Here is a 16,310-nt window from a genome sequence, read left to right as displayed (position 1 = left end):
TCGGCCTAGGCGGCCGCCAGTTTGGCCGCAATGCCGGCAATGCGGCTGCCCAGTGCAGCGGCCAGCTGCTTCTCATCGTCACTCAGGCTGTCCGCTTTGCGGTTCCAGCTGACGTGTGACGCGCCATAGGGCGTGCCCCCGCTTTGCGTATTGCTGATGGCCGCCTCGGTAAATGGAATGCCGGTGATCAGCATGCCGTGGTGCAAGAGCGGCAAGGCCATGCTGAGCAGGGTGGATTCCTGGCCGCCGTGCAATGTCGACGTTGAGGTAAACAGCCCGGCCGGCTTGCCAGCGAGATCGCCGCTCAGCCACAGGCCGGAGGTGCCATCGAGAAAATACTTCAGTGCCGCAGCCATGTTGCCAAAGCGAGTAGGGCTGCCAAGTACGAGCCCTGAACATTCCCGCAGGTCATCCAGCGTCGCGTACGGTGGTCCGTCCGCGGGCACGCAGTCTTCGCTCGCCTCAATGGTCGTCGATACGGCCGGCACGGTACGCAGGCGGGCATTGCAGCCCGCTACAGCATCAATACCCCGGCACACTTCGCGCGCCAGCGCGGCCGTAGCCCCGTTGCGCGAGTAATAGACCACGAGGATATCGTTCATTTCGGCAACAACGTAAGGACGTTCTCGGGTGGTCGGCCAATGACGGCCTGACCGGTTTGTTCGTCGATTACGATGGGGCGTTCCAGCGCGCGCGGATGCTGTGCCAGCCACTCGGCGAGTGCCTGATCATCGTCAATATCGAGACTGCCGGCCGCGTCTTTGAACTCCTGTTCGCCGGTACGCAGCATGGCCTTGACCGGCAGCGACAGGGCTTTGGCGAGATGCAGGATGGTTGTGGTGTTCGGTGCGGCATCGAGGTACGGCACGATGACGGGGGTCACGCCCCGTCCTTCTATCAGTTCGAGCGTATTCCGCGACTTGGAGCAGCGCGGGTTGTGGTAGATCGTCAGGGTCATGGGTTTACTCACTGCGGTTGGTCAATTTGAGCAGCGCCACTTTAGCAGTGACGCCCGGTGGCGTCAGCCGCTTGACTGTTACGAGTGCTGCCTGCTAGCTTTTCGCGGTGCATTCAACGACATCAATGAATTCGACCCGTATTATGGCTGGCCTTTTGCGGCGCGGCCTGTGGCTGGTATTGGCTATCTTTGTCTCGGCGTGTGAAACAGGCCCACCGGTACAGGAAATGAGCGATGCCCGGCAGGCGATCGCCGTTGCCCGTGAAGCGGGTGCCGAAGTCCGGGCCGCCATCGAGCTGCGCGAAGCCGAGGCCTATCTGGCCAGCGCCCAGCGTAAACTGAGCCGGCGCGCTTATGCGCAAGCCAAGCGGGACGCCATGCAGGCCAAGAACAGCGCCATTCACGCGCTCAGTATTGCCGATCGCGCGCCTGACCCGTCGCGACGCCCGGATTCAAACTGATACCACCATGTCAGCCAGCAAAGGCAGCTCCACGTCAGCGCCGGAGGATCCTGCCTGCCAGCTGTTTCGCGTGACGGGCCGGGTGCAGGGCGTGTTTTTCCGCGCCAGCACTCAGACCACGGCCCGCGACCTCGGCCTCGGCGGTTACGCCAAAAATCTGCCGGACGGTTCTGTCGAAGTTCTGGCGTGTGGCAGTCGTGATGCCTTGGCGCAACTGGATGAATGGTTGCAAGAAGGACCGCCGATGGCGGCGGTAACGGGCGTGGAGTCCGAGCCGCGGCCTTTTGAGGACATCGAGGCCTTCTCGATCGGCTGATCATTGCAGTCCGCGGTCAGAGACTCAGCTGCGAAACCACTTGAGGCGCAAGCGATCGATGACCTTGTTCGGGTATTTGCGCTTTCCCAGGCTGCCGTTGTAACGGCCCAATGCGCGCACCAGATCACCGTCTTCCATGTCGAGGTAGTAACGCAGTATCGTGCAACCGAATCGCAGGTTGGTATCAATGTGGATCAGGTTGTCGTTGGGTCGGCCGATTTCTTGCAGCCAGAACGGCATGATCTGCATCAGTCCCTGAGCGCCAGCGACCGATATGGCGTAACGGTCAAAATTGCTTTCAATATCGATGACAGCCAGCACCAGCTCCGGCGGCAGATCGGCCCGTGTGGCTTCGAAATGCACGCGTTTCAATATCTGAATGCGCTCTTCAGGGTCCGTCACCTGCTGCGCGAGGCGCCGTGACATGTCGGTCAGCCAGACGATGGCGTCGAAACGGTCCGGGAAACTGTCGGCGGCGCTGGCAGCCTCGCGCAGCAGTTCCCGCAGCACCGGGTCGGGCTGAGCGTCATCCGCGGCGGCACCGAGGACCGGTACCGCCAGCAATACTGTCAGCAACAATCGAGCGAGCATCATGGGTACTGATTCATGGCAGAACCCACGAGCCTAGTCAGCCTTGCAGCAGAATGTCGAGAGCCGCTTCACGTTTCAGGACCCGTGCTTCGCTGTCGCGACGGTGCCGGTACTCAAGTTCACCGTTGGCCAGACCGCGGTCACTGACGACCAGGCGATGCGGTATACCGATCAACTCGGCATCGGCAAATTTCACGCCCGGGCGTGCGTCGCGGTCGTCGAACAACACGGCTTTGCCCGCGGCAGTCAGTTGGGCGTACAGCGCTTCGGCGGCAAGCCGAACGTCTTCCGAGCGGTGCATGTTGATCGGCACCAGTACGACGTCGAATGGCGCCAGCGGGTCGGGCCAGATGATGCCGTTGTCGTCATGGTTCTGTTCAATCGCCGCGCCGACGATCCGCGTCACACCAATGCCGTAGCAGCCCATTGCCAACGGCACTTCGTTGCCATCCTGATCCTGCACGGTCGCGCACATGGCTTCGCTGTACTTGGTTCCGAGCTGAAAAATATGCCCGACTTCAATGCCGCGCGCGATACTGATCGTGCCCTTGCCACCCGGTACCGGGTCGCCTGCGACGACATTGCGCAGATCGTGGGTGTCCGGCAGCGGCAGGTCGCGACCAAAGTTCACGCCGGTAAAATGCGTGTCGCTCTCGTTCGCGCCGCAAACGAAATCGCTCATGGCAACGACAGCGTGATCGAAATAGACGGGAATGGTCAGGCCGATCGGGCCGGCGAATCCGGGTTCGGAACCGGTCGCCGCACGGACCGCATCGGCCTCGGCCATTTCGACCGGTGAGGAGACTCCAGCAAGCTTGGCCGCCTTGATCGTGTTCAATTCGTGATCGCCTCGCAGTACCAGCGCCACCGGGCCGTCGTCGCCCTGAACGATCAGGGTCTTGATGGTCTGCTGCGGTTCAACTTTCAGTCGTTGGCAAATCTCTTCAATCGTGCGTGCGCCGGGCGTGCTGACAGACTGCAGCGCCTGACTGGCAACCGGCGTCTCACCGGCAGGGCGGAGCGTCGCAGCCGTTTCGATATTCGATGCGTAATTGTCGGTTTCGCTCCAGGCAATGGCATCTTCGCCCGAGTCGGCAAGCACGTGAAACTCCTGCGAGCGACTGCCACCAATTTCGCCGCTGTCAGCATCGACCACGCGGAACCGGAGACCGAGCCGTTCGAAGATGGCCGTGTAGGCGACATGCATGCGCCGGTAACTCTCGACCAGTCCATCGTGATCAATGTCGAAGGAATAAGCATCTTTCATAATGAATTCACGCGCGCGCATGACACCGAAACGCGGTCGGATTTCATCCCGAAACTTGGTCTGGATCTGGTAGAAGTTGACGGGCAATTGCCGGTAGCTTTTCAACTCACGGCGGGCGACATCCGTGATCACTTCTTCGTGCGTAGGGCCGAAACAGAACGAACGATCATGGCGGTCCTGCATGCGCAACAAGAGCGAGCCGTACTGATCCCAGCGCCCGGACTCCTGCCACAACTCCGCCGGTTGCACGGCGGGCATCAGCACTTCAAGTGCTCCGGCCCGGTCCATTTCCTCGCGGACGATGGCTTCGACTTTGCGCAAAACGCGCAAGCCCAGCGGCATCCAGGTGAACAGGCCGGAGGACAAGCGGCGAATGAGACCGGCCCGCAGCATCAGCTGGTGGCTGACAATTTCGGCTTCCGCCGGCACTTCTTTGAGGGTGGTTAGCCCAAATTCGGAAAAACGCATAGTTATCAATGTCTGGGTAGCAAATAGCGGCGGTATTCTACACGAGAGCCCGGCCAATCTGCGGCTGCTGTAAGAATAAGCGTCGTCGCCCGCTGTGCCCTTGTGCGGGAAGACACCATCTTGCACACTCGCGGACCACTGTCGGGCAACTATTGGCGCAGTGAGGCGGGCCTGCGATGCGCGTTGTAACGCGGTCCGGGCTGTTATCGGCCGCTCTGCCTCGCACGTGAAGGGACTGTTGAGACTTGAAAGGACGCCGCAATCCATTCGTCGCCCGTGAGGGTCTGCCGTACCTGTTGGCGAGTCTGGCTTTGCTGGCCGTCGCCTGGAATCTCGGCGGCTGGCACTACGCGCTGCCCATCGCGCTGTTCAGCGTCTGGCTGTATTGCATATTTCGCGATCCGCGGCGTCCTGTACCGCCGGCACCGCTCGGCGTGGTCAGCCCGGTAGACGGCAAGGTGCTCGAAATCGGCACGGTGGACTGCGGAACCGAACACGGCGACGTGCAGCGCATCCTCATCAAGGTGGACAGCTTCGGACCGTATACGGCGCGTTGCCCGGCCGAGGGCACGGTGATGGACTTGAGCTGCGAACTTCCTGACGGCCAACCAGAGATCAGCGGCAGTGGTTTGTGGATGCGCACCGATGAGGGTGCTGACGTGCTGTTGCAATTTCACGGCCATCGCTTCGGTCTGGCGCCTCGCGCCTTCGCTCGCTACGGCGAACGTATCGGTCAGGGCCAGCGCTGTGCCTATCTGCGCCTGACACGATTCGCCGAAGTACGGGTTCCGCGCGACAGCCGGGTACTCGTCGAAGCGGGCCAGCGGGTGCGCGCCGGTGCCGACCTGATTGCGCGTCTCGCGCAATAGGTGCAGCGCCCCTTATAGAGCAAGTCCTACTGACTCGTGGCAGAATTGCGGCGATGGACAACGCTATTTCAGAATCGGATCGACTGGCCTATCTCGATGCGCTCGGGATTACCCCGTGGCGGTCGCGCGCGGGCGAGAATGACCCGGAGCCGGAGGAAGTGGCCGAATTGGCTGCCGAGGTCATCGGCGATGAATCCCCGATTACCGACTGGGCGGTTCTGCAACAGGCGGTTGCCGCTTGTACCCGCTGTGATCTGCACAAGAGCAGAACGCAGACCGTCTTCGGGGTTGGCAACTCCAACGCGGACCTGCTGGTTGTCGGCGAAGCGCCCGGTGCCGAAGAGGATCGACGTGGCGAGCCGTTCGTTGGCAAGGCGGGGCAACTGCTGGATGAAATGTTGCGTGCTATCGGTCTGGAGCGGAAGGTCGTCTACATTGCGAACATTCTGAAATGCCGGCCGCCTGGCAATCGCGATCCGCAGGAAAGCGAGGCAGCGAGTTGCCGCCGCTACCTCGATGCTCAGATCAGCATGCTGCAGCCGAAAGTCATACTCGCCGTTGGCCGTATCGCCGCACAGCAGTTGCTGGGCAACAGCTTGCCGTTGGGACGCATGCGCGGCCAGCGACTGGAACTGGCATCCGCGGGTATACCGGTTATCGTGACTTACCATCCGGCGTACCTGTTACGAACGCCCGAAGACAAACGCAAAGCATGGCAGGACTTGTGCGCGACACGTGCATTGCTGACGGATTTGACGGCATGATCTCGCGAGTTGAGGAAACGCCCGTCACCCTGCGGTCGATGGTGCACGACGATTTACCGCTGGTCTCGGACATAGAGCGGCGCAGTTACGAATTTCCGTGGAGTCACGGCGTGTTCCGCGATTGCCTGCTCGCCGGCTACGGCTGTGTGGTTCTGGAACACGGCGACAGAGTCGTCGGTTACTCGATTCTGTCCATTGCGGCTGGCGAGGCACACGTGCTGAACCTGTGTGTCGATCCCATGTTCCGTTCGCTGGGGTACGGCGGTCGCCTGCTCGACGAAGTGTTGTCGCGCGCCCGTTATGCGGAGGTCAAGGAGGTCTTCCTGGAGGTCCGGCCTTCGAATACCAATGCGATTGCCTTGTACCGCAAGAGGGGCTTTCATCGCATTGCCCGGCGGGCCGCGTACTACCAGGCTCGTGACGGTCGCGAAGATGCCGAGGTCCTGTCCATGCGCTTCGACACGCGCTAGAGGCGACCGGTCGCGCGTTGATCGTGCGGCTGGCCTCTGGTCGTTGCCGGGCTGCTGAGCTACACTTCGCAGCCTTTTGCGGCGCCTCCTTTCTATGTCGTCCCTATCCAGTGAAGCTGACAAACGTCGCACGTTTGCCATTATCTCGCACCCCGACGCGGGCAAGACCACGCTGACCGAAAAGCTGTTGCTGTTCGGCGGAGCCATTCAGCTTGCCGGCACGGTCAAAGGGCGCAAGGCGAGCCGTCACGCCACTTCGGACTGGATGGCGCTGGAGCAGCAACGCGGTATTTCAATCACCTCGTCGGTCATGCAGTTCCCGTACAAGGACCGCATCGTCAATCTGCTGGACACGCCCGGTCATGAAGACTTCTCTGAAGACACCTACCGTACGCTGACCGCGGTCGACTCGGCGTTGATGGTGATCGACTGTGCGAAAGGCGTAGAGCAGCGAACGGTCAAGTTGATGGAGGTGTGCCGCTTGCGGGACACGCCGATCATGACCTTCATCAACAAGCTTGATCGCGAAGGCCGCGAGCCCGTGGACTTGCTGGACGAAATTGAATCGGTACTGGGCATCGAGTGTTCGCCCGTTACCTGGCCTATCGGCATGGGGCGTTCGCTTAAAGGCGTCTATCACCTGTTGCAGGACCGGATTTACCTGTACACCCAGGCAGGCCGCCAGAAAGCGTCCCAGATCGAGGTCATCGACGGCCTGGATTCAGCGGCAGCGACCCAGGTCCTGGGCAGCGAAGCAGATGCGTTCCGGGAAGAGATCGAGCTGGTTCGCGGCGCGTGTCCCGAACTCAATATTGCTGACTATCTTGCGGCCAAGCAGTCGCCGGTATTCTTCGGCTCGGCGATCTCGAATTTCGGTGTGCGGGAACTGCTCGATGAGTTTGTCGAACATGCGCCACCGCCGCGTAACCGCGAGAGTGAGCAACGGGTTGTGGAAACGCACGAAGACAAGCTCACCGGTTTCGTTTTCAAAATCCAGGCGAACATGGACCCTGGGCATCGCGATCGCATTGCGTTCATGCGCATTTGTTCCGGTGAGTTTCAGAAAGGGATGAAGGTCCTGCACGTCCGCAGCGGCAAGGAAATCAAGATTCCGGATGCGATAACGTTCATGGCGGCTGACCGACAGCACACCGAACACGCCTATGCCGGCGATATCATCGGTATTCACAATCATGGCACGATCAATATCGGCGACAGCTTTTCGCAAGGCGAAGACATCAAGTTTGCCGGCATTCCAAGTTTTGCCCCGGAAATTTTCCGCCGGGCGGTATTGAAGGACCCGCTGCGGCTGAAGGCATTGCAGAAAGGCCTGGCGCAGTTGTGCGAGGAGGGCGCCACGCAGCTGTTCAAACCGATGCGCAACAATGACCTGATTCTTGGCGCGGTAGGCCCGTTGCAGTTTGATGTCGTCGCTCATCGTCTCGCCGACGAATACAAAGTCACTTGTCTGTTCGAAACCATCAGCGTGGCAACCGCCCGCTGGGTGGAATGCGATGACGACAAAATGCTCGCGGAATTTCAGCGCAAAGCGCACGACAATCTGGCTTTGGATCACGGCGACAATCTGGTCTACATCGCACCCACTCGGGTCAACCTGAGTCTGACCGAAGAGCGCTGGCCGGATATTCGCTTCCGCGCGACCCGCGAATACTAGGCGCGGCGAGGTAGCGGCCAGAAAATAGCCGCGACAGACCACGCGAGCCTGTACACTTTTCGCATCTTTGAATTGGCGCGGGAGATCAGGCAACTGTCCGGCAAGCTGCTGAATCGGCACTCTATCTCGTGGGCACTGTATGACTGCGGCAGTTCAGCGTTTGCGCTGAGCGTCCTCGCTGTCCTGTTTCCCCTGGCACTCGGCGGTCACTGGAGCGCGGGTGACGATGGCGCCATTGTCACCGGCCGCTTGTCCAGCGCGAATGCTGTGGCCAGTCTTGCCGTTTTCCTGCTTGCACCTGTGCTGGGTGCAGTGGCGGACAGTGGCGGTTTCCGTAAGCGCTTTTTGTTCCTGTTTGCCGTATTGGGGGCAATTGCAACGGCCGGACTTGGACTGGTCGGCGCAGGCGAATGGCCGGTTGCTTTGTTGTTGTTCGTGATCGCCTCGGTCGGCTATTACGGCGCCAATGTGTTCTACGACTCCTTGCTGGTCGATGTCACTGGGCCGCGCAACTACAGTGCGGTCTCAGCTCTTGGCTTTTCACTGGGCTATTTCGGTAGCGCGTTGTTGTTGACGTTGCACGTTGCAATGCTGAGGGCACCGGCCAGTTTCGGTTTCACCGATACGACGGCGGTGATGACCTTCGTCTTTGTCTCCGCTGCCGTTTGGTGGGTGTTGTTTGTCCTGCCCTTGATGTTCGTGGTCAAAGAGCACCGCAAGCAGCGCGAGACGCGCTCTGGTGTTATCCGTGATGCTTACCGTGCGCTCGCAGTAACGTTTCAGGATTTGCGCCGCTACCGCCAGGCAACCCGCTTTCTGCTGGCCTATTTTCTATATATCGGCGGCGTCTTCACGGTTATTGTCATGGCCCTGAACTTCGGCCAACGGTTGGGTTTCAGCCAGGGAGACCTGGTCGCCGCCTTGCTCATAACCAATTTCGCCGGCTTTCCGGCAACGTTGGCGTACGGCTACATTGGTCATCGCATCGGACCGCGGCGAGCCCTCTACATCGGGCTCAGCGTGTACATTGTCGTTGCTTGCTGGGCGGTGTTTCTGGAGAATGTGCGGCAGTTTTACATGATGGCAATTGCCATTGGCATGGTGCAGGGTGGCGTCCAGGGTATGAGCCGCTCACTGTATGCGGCGTTGATTCCGGTCGACAAAACCGGCGAGTTTTTCGGTTTCTACAATACCTTGACGAAGCTTGCTCACGTGCTGGGACCGGTGCTGGTGGGGCTGGGTGTGCTGTTCTCGGATGACCCGAAATTTCTGTTGATTCCTTTATTGCCGTTGTTTATCGGTGGCGCGCTCATGTTGCTGCGCGTGTCCGAACCCGAGGCGCTGGCCGCTGACGAGACTGCCTAGCGACCGTTACGGTAGTTGTTGACCGCCGTGGCCAGTTGCGGCAGCGCGCTGTCACCTTTGCTGCTGTAGCGTGATTGCAGGTACAGCGCAGTCACGTCGTCTACGGCCTGCGGATCTGCCGTGTCACTGTCCTTCAGCCGCGCGGCATATTCGAGCGGCGTTTCTCCACGTGCCGGTTGTACACCTACTTTGCGTACGAAGCGGGCATAGAGTTGTGCGGCCGTATCCGTTGCCGGCGGTCGGTAGCGCCGGATCAGCAAGAGGCTGATCAAGGCCACCAGAAACATGACAACGCCGATCAGGGTCAGGACCATCTGCTGCCAGTCGGGCTCGTCCATGCCGAGCCACTCCATGAAACTGAACTGCTTGTCGGGACCGTATCCCAGCACCCAGTCATTCCATTGGGCGTTCAAAATATCCCAGGTCAGGGTCAGATTGTGCAGCCACATGGCGGGTGCATTGAGTCCCCAGCTCGCGCCCGAGCCGTTGATCATCGCGCCGGACATGCCATCCTCAATCCGTTCCGGCGCAACCGCTGCTGTCGGGTCAACCCGGACCCAGCCTCGTTGCTCCAGCCAGACTTCGGTCCAGGCATGAGCATCGGATTGGCGCACGGTGAGGTGATTGCCCAAGGGGTTCCACTCGCCGCCCTGGTAACCCAGAACGACTCGCGAGGGTACGCCCGCGGCACGCATCATTACGGCAAACGCGGATGCGTAGTGTTCGCAAAATCCGCGTCGGGACTCAAACAGGAATTCATCGACCGCATCGCGACCGAGTGCCGGCGGTTGCAGAGTGTAGAAATACTCCTGCTCGTGAAAACGGCGCAGTACCTCGTCGATGAAGTCCTGATCGTTACCGGCTTGCTCGCGCAACTCGCGGGCCAGCTGCAGCGTGCGGGGATTGCTGTTCTCCGGCAGGTGCAGATACCAGCTTCTCGGCAGTCGGCCTGCAGCATGTTCGACCCGGTAGCGCGGGTAGGAAACGGCCGCGTAAGCGATGCGCTGATCAATGGGTTGCGCACGCGCCATTTGCTGCTGCGGGCCCATGAAGGTCCGCTCGAGCGTTACCTCGTACGGAATATCCAGTGCGAACACCCATTGCTGGCCGGTCGGTTCCAGCGTGACCGTGTAGGCCACCGGTTCACCGAGGTACTCGATGCGCTTGCGCGCCCCCCAGTCGGGCGTGGCTTCGAGTCCCGTCCAGCTACGCCCGTTGAAACGGTGCAGGACCAGCCCGCGCCAGTAGCGGTCGCGAGGTGGCGGCACTGCGTCCGCGAACTGCACGCGAAAGGCGAGCGCGTCCGACGCCGACAAGGAGCTGATATCGCCGGGACTCATGGTGTCGGACAGGCCGGTGGTACCCGCGCTGGTGTCGATGGGCACCGCCCAAAAGGGCGTCGCAATGCGTGGAAAAAACACCCACATGGCGAGCATCAGTGGCGCGCTGTAGAGCATCAGCCGGGCGCTGGTGCGGAAGCTGTCGCTGAGCCGGCGGTTTTCGCGCGTCGCCATCTGCAACCAGGCCGTCATCGTGATCAGCAGGGCGATGAACAAATACAACAGCGACCACAGGTGCTGTTCGCGCAACAACGCGGCCATCACGAGAAATATGCTGATGAACAGGAGCACGAACTGGTCGCGCCGCTGGCGGGTTTCCATCAGCTTCAGTGCGGCCATGATGGCCAGCAAAGCGGAACCGGGGCCGACGCCGCTGACGGCTTCGTAGGAGGCCAGCACGCCGATGAAGCACGCCAGTGACAAGGCGATGCGCATCCAGGCCGGTGGCAAGCGCCAGCGGCGCAGTTCGACCAGCCAGCGACCGCCGGCACAAACGATAAACGCAACCGTGATCCAGATCGGCAGAAACGGCACGTGTGGCAGCAAGGAGAATGCGAGCGCGAGCAGCGTCCAGGGCAGGCTGGCCAGCAAAGAACCGTCAGTGCCTGAGCGCCGGCTCATGACCCGCGTTTCTCGTCAAACAAGGCCAGCGCGCGCAAACAGGCCTGGCGTTGTGCGTCGCCGTGCGCTGGCGGAAATTCATGGCCCGGCAGGCGTAGTCCGTAGTCGCGTTGCAGGAGTTCAGCGTCAACGACCCAGCGGGTCAGGATCGACAGCCGCCGTTCAGTATCTGTACTGTCCAGAGTGTCGAAGTCGAACCACTGGCTGCTGGTGTCAGCACCGGCGAATTGTTTGGACAACAACTCGCCACTGCGCGCGTAGGCTTTCCAGGCAACATGCCGCGGTGAATCACCATCGCTGTAGCCGCGCAATCCGGCGAAGTCCTCTTCGCCGCGTGCGTCGTGTTGGCGATGGCCGGTGGCTGTCAGCGCGGCCGGTGGCGGCGGCACGTCACTGGCTTGCGCAGGCCAGACCAACGCTTCGAGATCCATGTGCACCCAGCTCCAGGCGCGGAACATCTCAAAGGGAAAGTTGCTGCGGATTCCAAACCGTGGCACAGCCATACGGCCGCGCTGTCGGGTCGGGTATTCCAGACGAAATACCCGGGACTCACCAGCGGGAATATCGCGGATGTCGCTAACGATACGACCGTCGTAAACCTGCACGTTGTAGCGCCGGTTCTTTGAACGATTGTGCACGGCGATGCGGAATTCCAGTGGCCGTGTGGCATGCACAGGCTCGACGCCGGCGAAACTGACATCCAGACCGACCAGATTGCGCTGGCACTGGTGCATGGCCACGAAACCAAGCGCTACCAGCATGAAGGTCAGCACGAACGACAGATTGTTGTTGTAGTTCATCGAGCCGAGCAGCATCGCGAACGCGGTCAGAGCAAAAATCAGGCCGATGGCGGTTGGCAGAATGTAAATGCGACGCGATGTCAGCGTCGTGGTGTGCGGGTCGAGACCCTGTCTTTTGCGGGCCCAGCGCAGCACGCGTGCCGACAAGCGTTCGCGAAGGTGGCGCGGACTCAGCGCTTCAGGGAATGGCCACGGAATCGAGGACATGACGGCCCAGTTCACCCGCGTGCGCATAATTGGAGCCGCTAGCGAGTTTGAGACGGTGTCCGGCTACCGGCACGAACACTGCCTGGACATCGTCGGGAAATACGCCGGCGTGATTTTGGATCAGAGCGTGCGCTTTGGACGCGGCGGCCAATGCCAGCGCTCCGCGCGGTGACAAGCCGGTTTCGATTTCGGGCGACTCGCGGGTAAACCGCACCAGCGCCTGAATGTAGTCGACGAGTGCGTCGCTCATGTGCATCTTGCTGGCTTCCAGCTGCAAGGCCTGCAAGGTATCGGGGGACATGGCGGGCTCGACGTGGGCAAGCATGCTGCGTCGATCGGCGCCGGTCAGCAATTCCCGTTCGTGTTCCTCACTCGGGTAGCCCAGCCTGAGGCGCATGATGAAGCGATCAAGCTGCGACTCCGGCAACGGGAATGTGCCGATCTGGCTGGAGGGGTTCTGCGTGGCGACGACAAAGAACGGTTGGGGCAACGCGAGCGACTTGCCGTCAACCGATATCTGCTGTTCTTCCATGGCTTCGAGCAATGCACTTTGTGCTTTGGGTGTGGCACGGTTGACCTCGTCAGCCAACACCAGCTGCGAAAACACCGGGCCTTTTTGAAACTCGAATTCGCCCTTGTTCTGCCGGTAGATCGAAACACCGATGATATCGGCGGGGAGGAGGTCACTGGTGAACTGTATGCGCTGGTAACTGAGGCCCAGCACCTGCGCGAGTGCTTGCGCCAGCATGGTTTTGCCAAGGCCGGGCAAGTCTTCAATCAGTAAATGGCCGCGCGCCAGCAGGGCGGACAGGGCCAATGCTATTTCGTCGTCTTTGCCAAGAATGATGGTGGCGAGACTGGCGCGGGCGCGGGCAATAGCGTCACGCCGGGCATCCGCTCCAAGCGGCAATTTTTCGAGCGTATTGTCGCGCTGCATGCTCACCAGACCCTGTCAGTTCAATAGTGTGTCCATGGTCGCGAATGGCAGCGACCAATGCACCCCGACGGCGCGCAATTTGTGACCCAGTACTCAGTAGACCGGGATATGTTTGCTGGCCGTCAGGCGAGGCTCTCCAGTTTTTCCAGTTGCTCGGCAAGTTGTTGCAATTGCTGCTCGAACTCGCTGACCCGGTTCTTCTCCTGTGTGACAACGTCCGCAGGTGCATTGTTCACAAAGTTTGCGTTGCCGAGTTTGCCATTTGAACGCGCGAGATCAGCGAGCACGCGGTCGCGTTGTTTGCCGAGGCGTGCGCGCTCTGCAGCGACATCGATCAAACCTTCCATTGGAACCAGCAGGTACATATTGCCAAGTAACGCAGTGGCGGCCGGGGGCGCCTGCTCGTCGTCGTTCAATGCCGTCACAGACTCAACGCGACCCACTCGCGCCAGCAATGCGGCATGGCGTTCGGCGCGTTGCCGATCCAGCGCGGAGGCTTGCTGCAGCATGACGGGCAGTGTCTTGCCCGGCGATATATCCATTTCACCGCGTATCTGGCGAACGCCGAGGATGAATTGTCGTACCCATTCAATCTCGCGCTCGGCTTCGTCATCCGCGCTGTAGTCACTGGCCAGCGGGTAGGGGCGCAACATGATCGTGTCGCCGTCTATACCTGCGCGCAGGCGAGTTTGTTGCCATATTTCTTCAGTGATAAACGGCATGATCGGATGCAACAAACGTAACAGCGATTCCAGTACGTCGATCAGTGTTTGCCGCGCACCTTGTTTTTGCGCGTCGCTGGTGTCCTCGGATTGCAGAACCGGTTTCGACAGTTCGAGGTACCAGTCACAGAACTCATGCCAGGTGAAGTCGTACAGCGCCTGCGCCGCGAGATCGAGGCGGTAGTTGGCGAAGTGTTCGTGAACGGCGGCGACGGTGCGTTGCAGGCGCGAACGGATCCAGCGGTCGGCCGGACTCAGTTCAGGTGCAGCGTCACTTTGTGCTTCCGTGTTCATGTGCGTGTAGCGCGCCGCATTCCACAGTTTGTTGCAGAAATTCTTGTAGCCTTCTATGCGCCCGAGGTCGAAGCGGATATCGCGACCGGTAGTCGCCAGAGCAGCGAAGGTAAAGCGCAATGCATCAGTGCCGTATTCGTCGATGCCTTGCGGAAATTGCTTGCGGGTGGCCTGTTCTATCTTCGGCTTCAGGTGCGGCTGCATCAGGCCGCGAGTTCGCTTTTCCAGCAAGGTGTCGAGGTCAACACCATCAATGAGGTCGAGCGGGTCCAGCACGTTGCCTTTGGACTTCGACATCTTCTGGCCTTCCTGATCGCGGATCAGACCGTGGATGTAGACCTCACGAAACGGTACATCGCCTGCGAATTTGAGCCCGAACATGATCATGCGGGCCACCCAGAAGAAGATGATGTCGAAGCCAGTGACGAGCACGTTGCCGGGGTAGAAGGCTTTCAATGCGTCGGTATTCTCGGGCCAGCCCATCGTGCTGAATGGCCATAATGCCGACGAGAACCACGTGTCGAGCACGTCTTCGTCCTGCCGTAACGCTACGGATGCATCCAGTTTGTATTTTTCGCGTGCGGCCGCTTCGGAGTCAGCAACGTAAATGTTGCCGTTGTCGTCATACCATGCCGGTATACGGTGGCCCCACCACAATTGCCGGCTGATGCACCAGTCCTGAATGTTGTACATCCAGTCGAAGTACGTTTTGTTCCAGGTTTCCGGAACGAAACGAATCCGCCCGGATTCAACGGCCTCAATAGCGGGGTCGGCCAGCGGCTGGATTTTGACGTACCACTGATCGGTCAGGTAGGGCTCGACGATTTCACCGCTGCGGTCACCGCGCGGTACTTTGCGGTCGTAATCTTCGACAGCCGCCAGCAAACCCAGTGCATCGAGGTCGGCAACGACCTTCTTGCGCGCGTCGTAGCGATCAAGCCCGCGATAGGCCTCCGGTGCGGAGTTGTTGATGGCGGCATTGTCGTCAAAAATGTTGTACATCGGCAGTGAGTGCCGTTGACCGACTTCGTAATCGTTGAAATCGTGAGCGGGCGTTATCTTGACGCAGCCGGTGCCGAATTCGGGGTCAACGTAGTCGTCGCCCACTACCGGAATACGTCGCCCGACCAATGGCAGTTCGAGTTCCTTGCCAATCAGGTGCTGGTAGCGGTCGTCGTCCGGGTGCACGGCGACCGCACTGTCGCCCAGCATGGTTTCCGGTCGCGTGGTGGCAACCGTCAGGTGGCCGCTGCCGTCAGTTAGCGGGTAATTGAAATGCCACAGATGACCGGGCTCGTCTTCCTGCAGCACCTCGAGATCGGACAGGGCGGTGTGCAATACCGGGTCCCAGTTGACCAGTCGCTTGCCGCGGTAGATCAGGCCTTCGTCGAACAGGCTGACAAACACGCGAGTGACGGCCTCGGACAGGCCTTCGTCCATGGTGAAGCGTTCGCGGGTCCAGTCGACCGACGCGCCCATGCGCCGCAGCTGCTGGTTGATCTGGCCTCCGGATTCGTCCTTCCACTTCCAGACCCGTTTGAGGAACTCCTCACGGCCAATTTCACTGCGCGAAGTACCGGCGGCATTCAACTGCCGTTCGACGACCATCTGGGTTGCAATGCCCGCGTGGTCCGAACCCGGTTGCCACAGCGTATTGCGACCGCTCATACGCTGGTAACGGGTGAGCGTATCCATGATCGTGTCCTGGAACGCATGCCCCATGTGTAAGGTGCCGGTAACGTTTGGCGGCGGAATAACGATGCAATACGGTTCGCCTTCACCGGATGGCGCGAAATAGCCATTGGCTTCCCAGCGTTGATAGTGGCGTTGTTCGATTTCGCTAGGGCTGTAAGTCTTATCCATGTTGGGTCTTTCTGCGCCGGACGGCGTTCAGTGTTTCGTGATTGGTCGGGATTATTTGTCGAGGTGTTCTTTCAGAGCGCTGCGCACAATGGCGGGCAGCTCGGCGCGCAAGGTGGACATCGTGCGCTCCATCAAGACGTGTTCGGCTTCGCGGCAGGCATCGAGCAACATCGCTTCGGCAATCCGCAGACTGGAGCTACAGATATCATCCTGCAGTGCATCGAGATCGACGCCGTGCATCGACGCAGACGTTGTCGGCACGCGCTCGATGGCGTCGGTCAATACCGGGATATCGTCGTCATTTTCGCCGTCGGTCATGCCC

16 protein-coding genes are annotated in these 16,310 nt (G+C 60.4%); 7 read left to right on the top strand and 9 right to left on the bottom strand.

Features of this window, described 5'->3' with window-relative positions:
• Positions 1–5: 5 nt before the first annotated feature.
• Together wrbA and arsC are read right to left on the bottom strand one after the other, a co-directional pair.
• Positions 6–602, bottom strand: a complete 597-nt coding sequence (wrbA, locus tag BA177_RS11085; protein ID WP_068616245.1) for an NAD(P)H:quinone oxidoreductase — start codon at positions 600–602, stop codon at positions 6–8.
• On the bottom strand, positions 599–958 hold the full coding sequence (gene arsC, locus BA177_RS11080) for an arsenate reductase (glutaredoxin) (RefSeq protein ID WP_068616243.1): 360 nt from the start codon (positions 956–958) through the stop codon (positions 599–601). The genes wrbA and arsC overlap by 4 nt, the downstream gene beginning before the upstream one ends.
• Before the next feature lie 143 nt (positions 959–1,101).
• Here arsC and BA177_RS11075 point away from each other — a divergent pair, with 143 nt between their 5' ends.
• Positions 1,102–1,419 (top strand): DUF4398 domain-containing protein, encoded by a 318-nt coding sequence (locus tag BA177_RS11075; RefSeq protein WP_068619242.1) that lies wholly within the window; start codon positions 1,102–1,104, stop codon positions 1,417–1,419.
• A gap of 7 nt (positions 1,420–1,426) precedes the next feature.
• Complete coding sequence (locus BA177_RS11070) at positions 1,427–1,735, top strand: acylphosphatase (RefSeq protein WP_068616241.1); 309 nt, start codon at positions 1,427–1,429, stop codon at positions 1,733–1,735.
• 24 nt (positions 1,736–1,759) lie between these two features.
• Here the strand turns inward: BA177_RS11070 and BA177_RS11065 are convergent, their stop codons facing one another.
• Positions 1,760–2,326, bottom strand: a complete 567-nt coding sequence (locus BA177_RS11065; protein ID WP_068619240.1) for a lytic transglycosylase domain-containing protein — start codon at positions 2,324–2,326, stop codon at positions 1,760–1,762.
• Positions 2,327–2,363: 37 nt separating this feature from the next.
• Positions 2,364–4,061: a proline--tRNA ligase gene (locus BA177_RS11060; RefSeq protein ID WP_068616240.1), complete on the bottom strand. Its 1,698-nt coding sequence runs from the start codon at positions 4,059–4,061 to the stop codon at positions 2,364–2,366.
• Between the two features lie 245 nt (positions 4,062–4,306).
• Between BA177_RS11060 and BA177_RS11055 the strand changes: the two genes are divergently transcribed.
• The 5 genes from BA177_RS11055 to BA177_RS11035 all read left to right on the top strand — a co-directional run bounded on the left by BA177_RS11055 (position 4,307) and on the right by BA177_RS11035 (position 9,204).
• Positions 4,307–4,930 carry a phosphatidylserine decarboxylase gene (locus BA177_RS11055; RefSeq protein WP_068616238.1) on the top strand — a complete coding sequence of 208 codons (624 nt, stop codon included), beginning with the start codon at positions 4,307–4,309 and terminating at the stop codon, positions 4,928–4,930.
• A gap of 53 nt (positions 4,931–4,983) precedes the next feature.
• Positions 4,984–5,694, top strand: coding sequence for a uracil-DNA glycosylase (locus BA177_RS11050; RefSeq protein WP_068616236.1), 711 nt, complete (start codon positions 4,984–4,986; stop codon positions 5,692–5,694).
• Positions 5,691–6,164, top strand: a complete 474-nt coding sequence (gene rimI / locus BA177_RS11045; protein ID WP_068616235.1) for a ribosomal protein S18-alanine N-acetyltransferase — start codon at positions 5,691–5,693, stop codon at positions 6,162–6,164. The genes BA177_RS11050 and rimI overlap by 4 nt, the downstream gene beginning before the upstream one ends.
• 94 nt (positions 6,165–6,258) lie before the next feature.
• A complete protein-coding gene (locus BA177_RS11040; protein WP_068616233.1) occupies positions 6,259–7,839 on the top strand; it encodes a peptide chain release factor 3 in 1,581 nt (526 codons plus the stop codon).
• Between the two features lie 72 nt (positions 7,840–7,911).
• Positions 7,912–9,204 carry an MFS transporter gene (locus BA177_RS11035; protein WP_197492987.1) on the top strand — a complete coding sequence of 431 codons (1,293 nt, stop codon included), beginning with the start codon at positions 7,912–7,914 and terminating at the stop codon, positions 9,202–9,204.
• Here the strand turns inward: BA177_RS11035 and BA177_RS11030 are convergent.
• The 5 genes from BA177_RS11030 to BA177_RS11010 all read right to left on the bottom strand — a co-directional run bounded on the left by BA177_RS11030 (position 9,201) and on the right by BA177_RS11010 (position 16,306).
• Complete coding sequence (locus tag BA177_RS11030) at positions 9,201–11,165, bottom strand: transglutaminase TgpA family protein (protein WP_068616231.1); 1,965 nt, start codon at positions 11,163–11,165, stop codon at positions 9,201–9,203. The two genes, BA177_RS11035 and BA177_RS11030, sit on opposite strands and share 4 nt — an antisense overlap.
• Entirely contained in the window at positions 11,162–12,172 is a 1,011-nt protein-coding gene (locus tag BA177_RS11025; protein ID WP_197492986.1) for a DUF58 domain-containing protein, read from the bottom strand. The genes BA177_RS11030 and BA177_RS11025 overlap by 4 nt, the downstream gene beginning before the upstream one ends.
• Entirely contained in the window at positions 12,144–13,109 is a 966-nt protein-coding gene (locus tag BA177_RS11020; protein ID WP_068616229.1) for an AAA family ATPase, read from the bottom strand. Before BA177_RS11020 ends, BA177_RS11025 begins: the two co-directional genes overlap by 29 nt.
• Positions 13,110–13,231: 122 nt before the next feature.
• Positions 13,232–15,988: a valine--tRNA ligase gene (locus BA177_RS11015; RefSeq protein WP_068616227.1), complete on the bottom strand. Its 2,757-nt coding sequence runs from the start codon at positions 15,986–15,988 to the stop codon at positions 13,232–13,234.
• A 51-nt stretch (positions 15,989–16,039) separates the two neighbouring features.
• Positions 16,040–16,306 carry a hypothetical protein gene (locus BA177_RS11010; protein WP_068616225.1) on the bottom strand — a complete coding sequence of 89 codons (267 nt, stop codon included), beginning with the start codon at positions 16,304–16,306 and terminating at the stop codon, positions 16,040–16,042.
• Between the last annotated feature and the right edge of the window lie 4 nt (positions 16,307–16,310).

This window comes from Woeseia oceani, from assembly GCF_001677435.1.
GTDB classification, from domain to species: domain Bacteria; phylum Pseudomonadota; class Gammaproteobacteria; order Steroidobacterales; family Woeseiaceae; genus Woeseia; species Woeseia oceani.
This window is presented reverse-complemented; position numbering and strand designations above follow the sequence as displayed.

Coding starts and splice junctions, on each gene's coding strand:
- wrbA (WP_068616245.1), bottom strand. CDS start 602: ATGAACGATATCCTCGTGGTCTATTACTCGCGCAACGGGGCTACGGCC.
- arsC (WP_068616243.1), bottom strand. CDS start 958: ATGACCCTGACGATCTACCACAACCCGCGCTGCTCCAAGTCGCGGAAT.
- BA177_RS11075 (WP_068619242.1), top strand. CDS start 1,102: ATGGCTGGCCTTTTGCGGCGCGGCCTGTGGCTGGTATTGGCTATCTTT.
- BA177_RS11070 (WP_068616241.1), top strand. CDS start 1,427: ATGTCAGCCAGCAAAGGCAGCTCCACGTCAGCGCCGGAGGATCCTGCC.
- BA177_RS11065 (WP_068619240.1), bottom strand. CDS start 2,326: ATGCTCGCTCGATTGTTGCTGACAGTATTGCTGGCGGTACCGGTCCTC.
- BA177_RS11060 (WP_068616240.1), bottom strand. CDS start 4,061: ATGCGTTTTTCCGAATTTGGGCTAACCACCCTCAAAGAAGTGCCGGCG.
- BA177_RS11050 (WP_068616236.1), top strand. CDS start 4,984: ATGGACAACGCTATTTCAGAATCGGATCGACTGGCCTATCTCGATGCG.
- rimI (WP_068616235.1), top strand. CDS start 5,691: ATGATCTCGCGAGTTGAGGAAACGCCCGTCACCCTGCGGTCGATGGTG.
- BA177_RS11040 (WP_068616233.1), top strand. CDS start 6,259: ATGTCGTCCCTATCCAGTGAAGCTGACAAACGTCGCACGTTTGCCATT.
- BA177_RS11030 (WP_068616231.1), bottom strand. CDS start 11,165: ATGAGCCGGCGCTCAGGCACTGACGGTTCTTTGCTGGCCAGCCTGCCC.
- BA177_RS11025 (WP_197492986.1), bottom strand. CDS start 12,172: ATGTCCTCGATTCCGTGGCCATTCCCTGAAGCGCTGAGTCCGCGCCAC.
- BA177_RS11020 (WP_068616229.1), bottom strand. CDS start 13,109: ATGCAGCGCGACAATACGCTCGAAAAATTGCCGCTTGGAGCGGATGCC.
- BA177_RS11015 (WP_068616227.1), bottom strand. CDS start 15,988: ATGGATAAGACTTACAGCCCTAGCGAAATCGAACAACGCCACTATCAA.
- BA177_RS11010 (WP_068616225.1), bottom strand. CDS start 16,306: ATGACCGACGGCGAAAATGACGACGATATCCCGGTATTGACCGACGCC.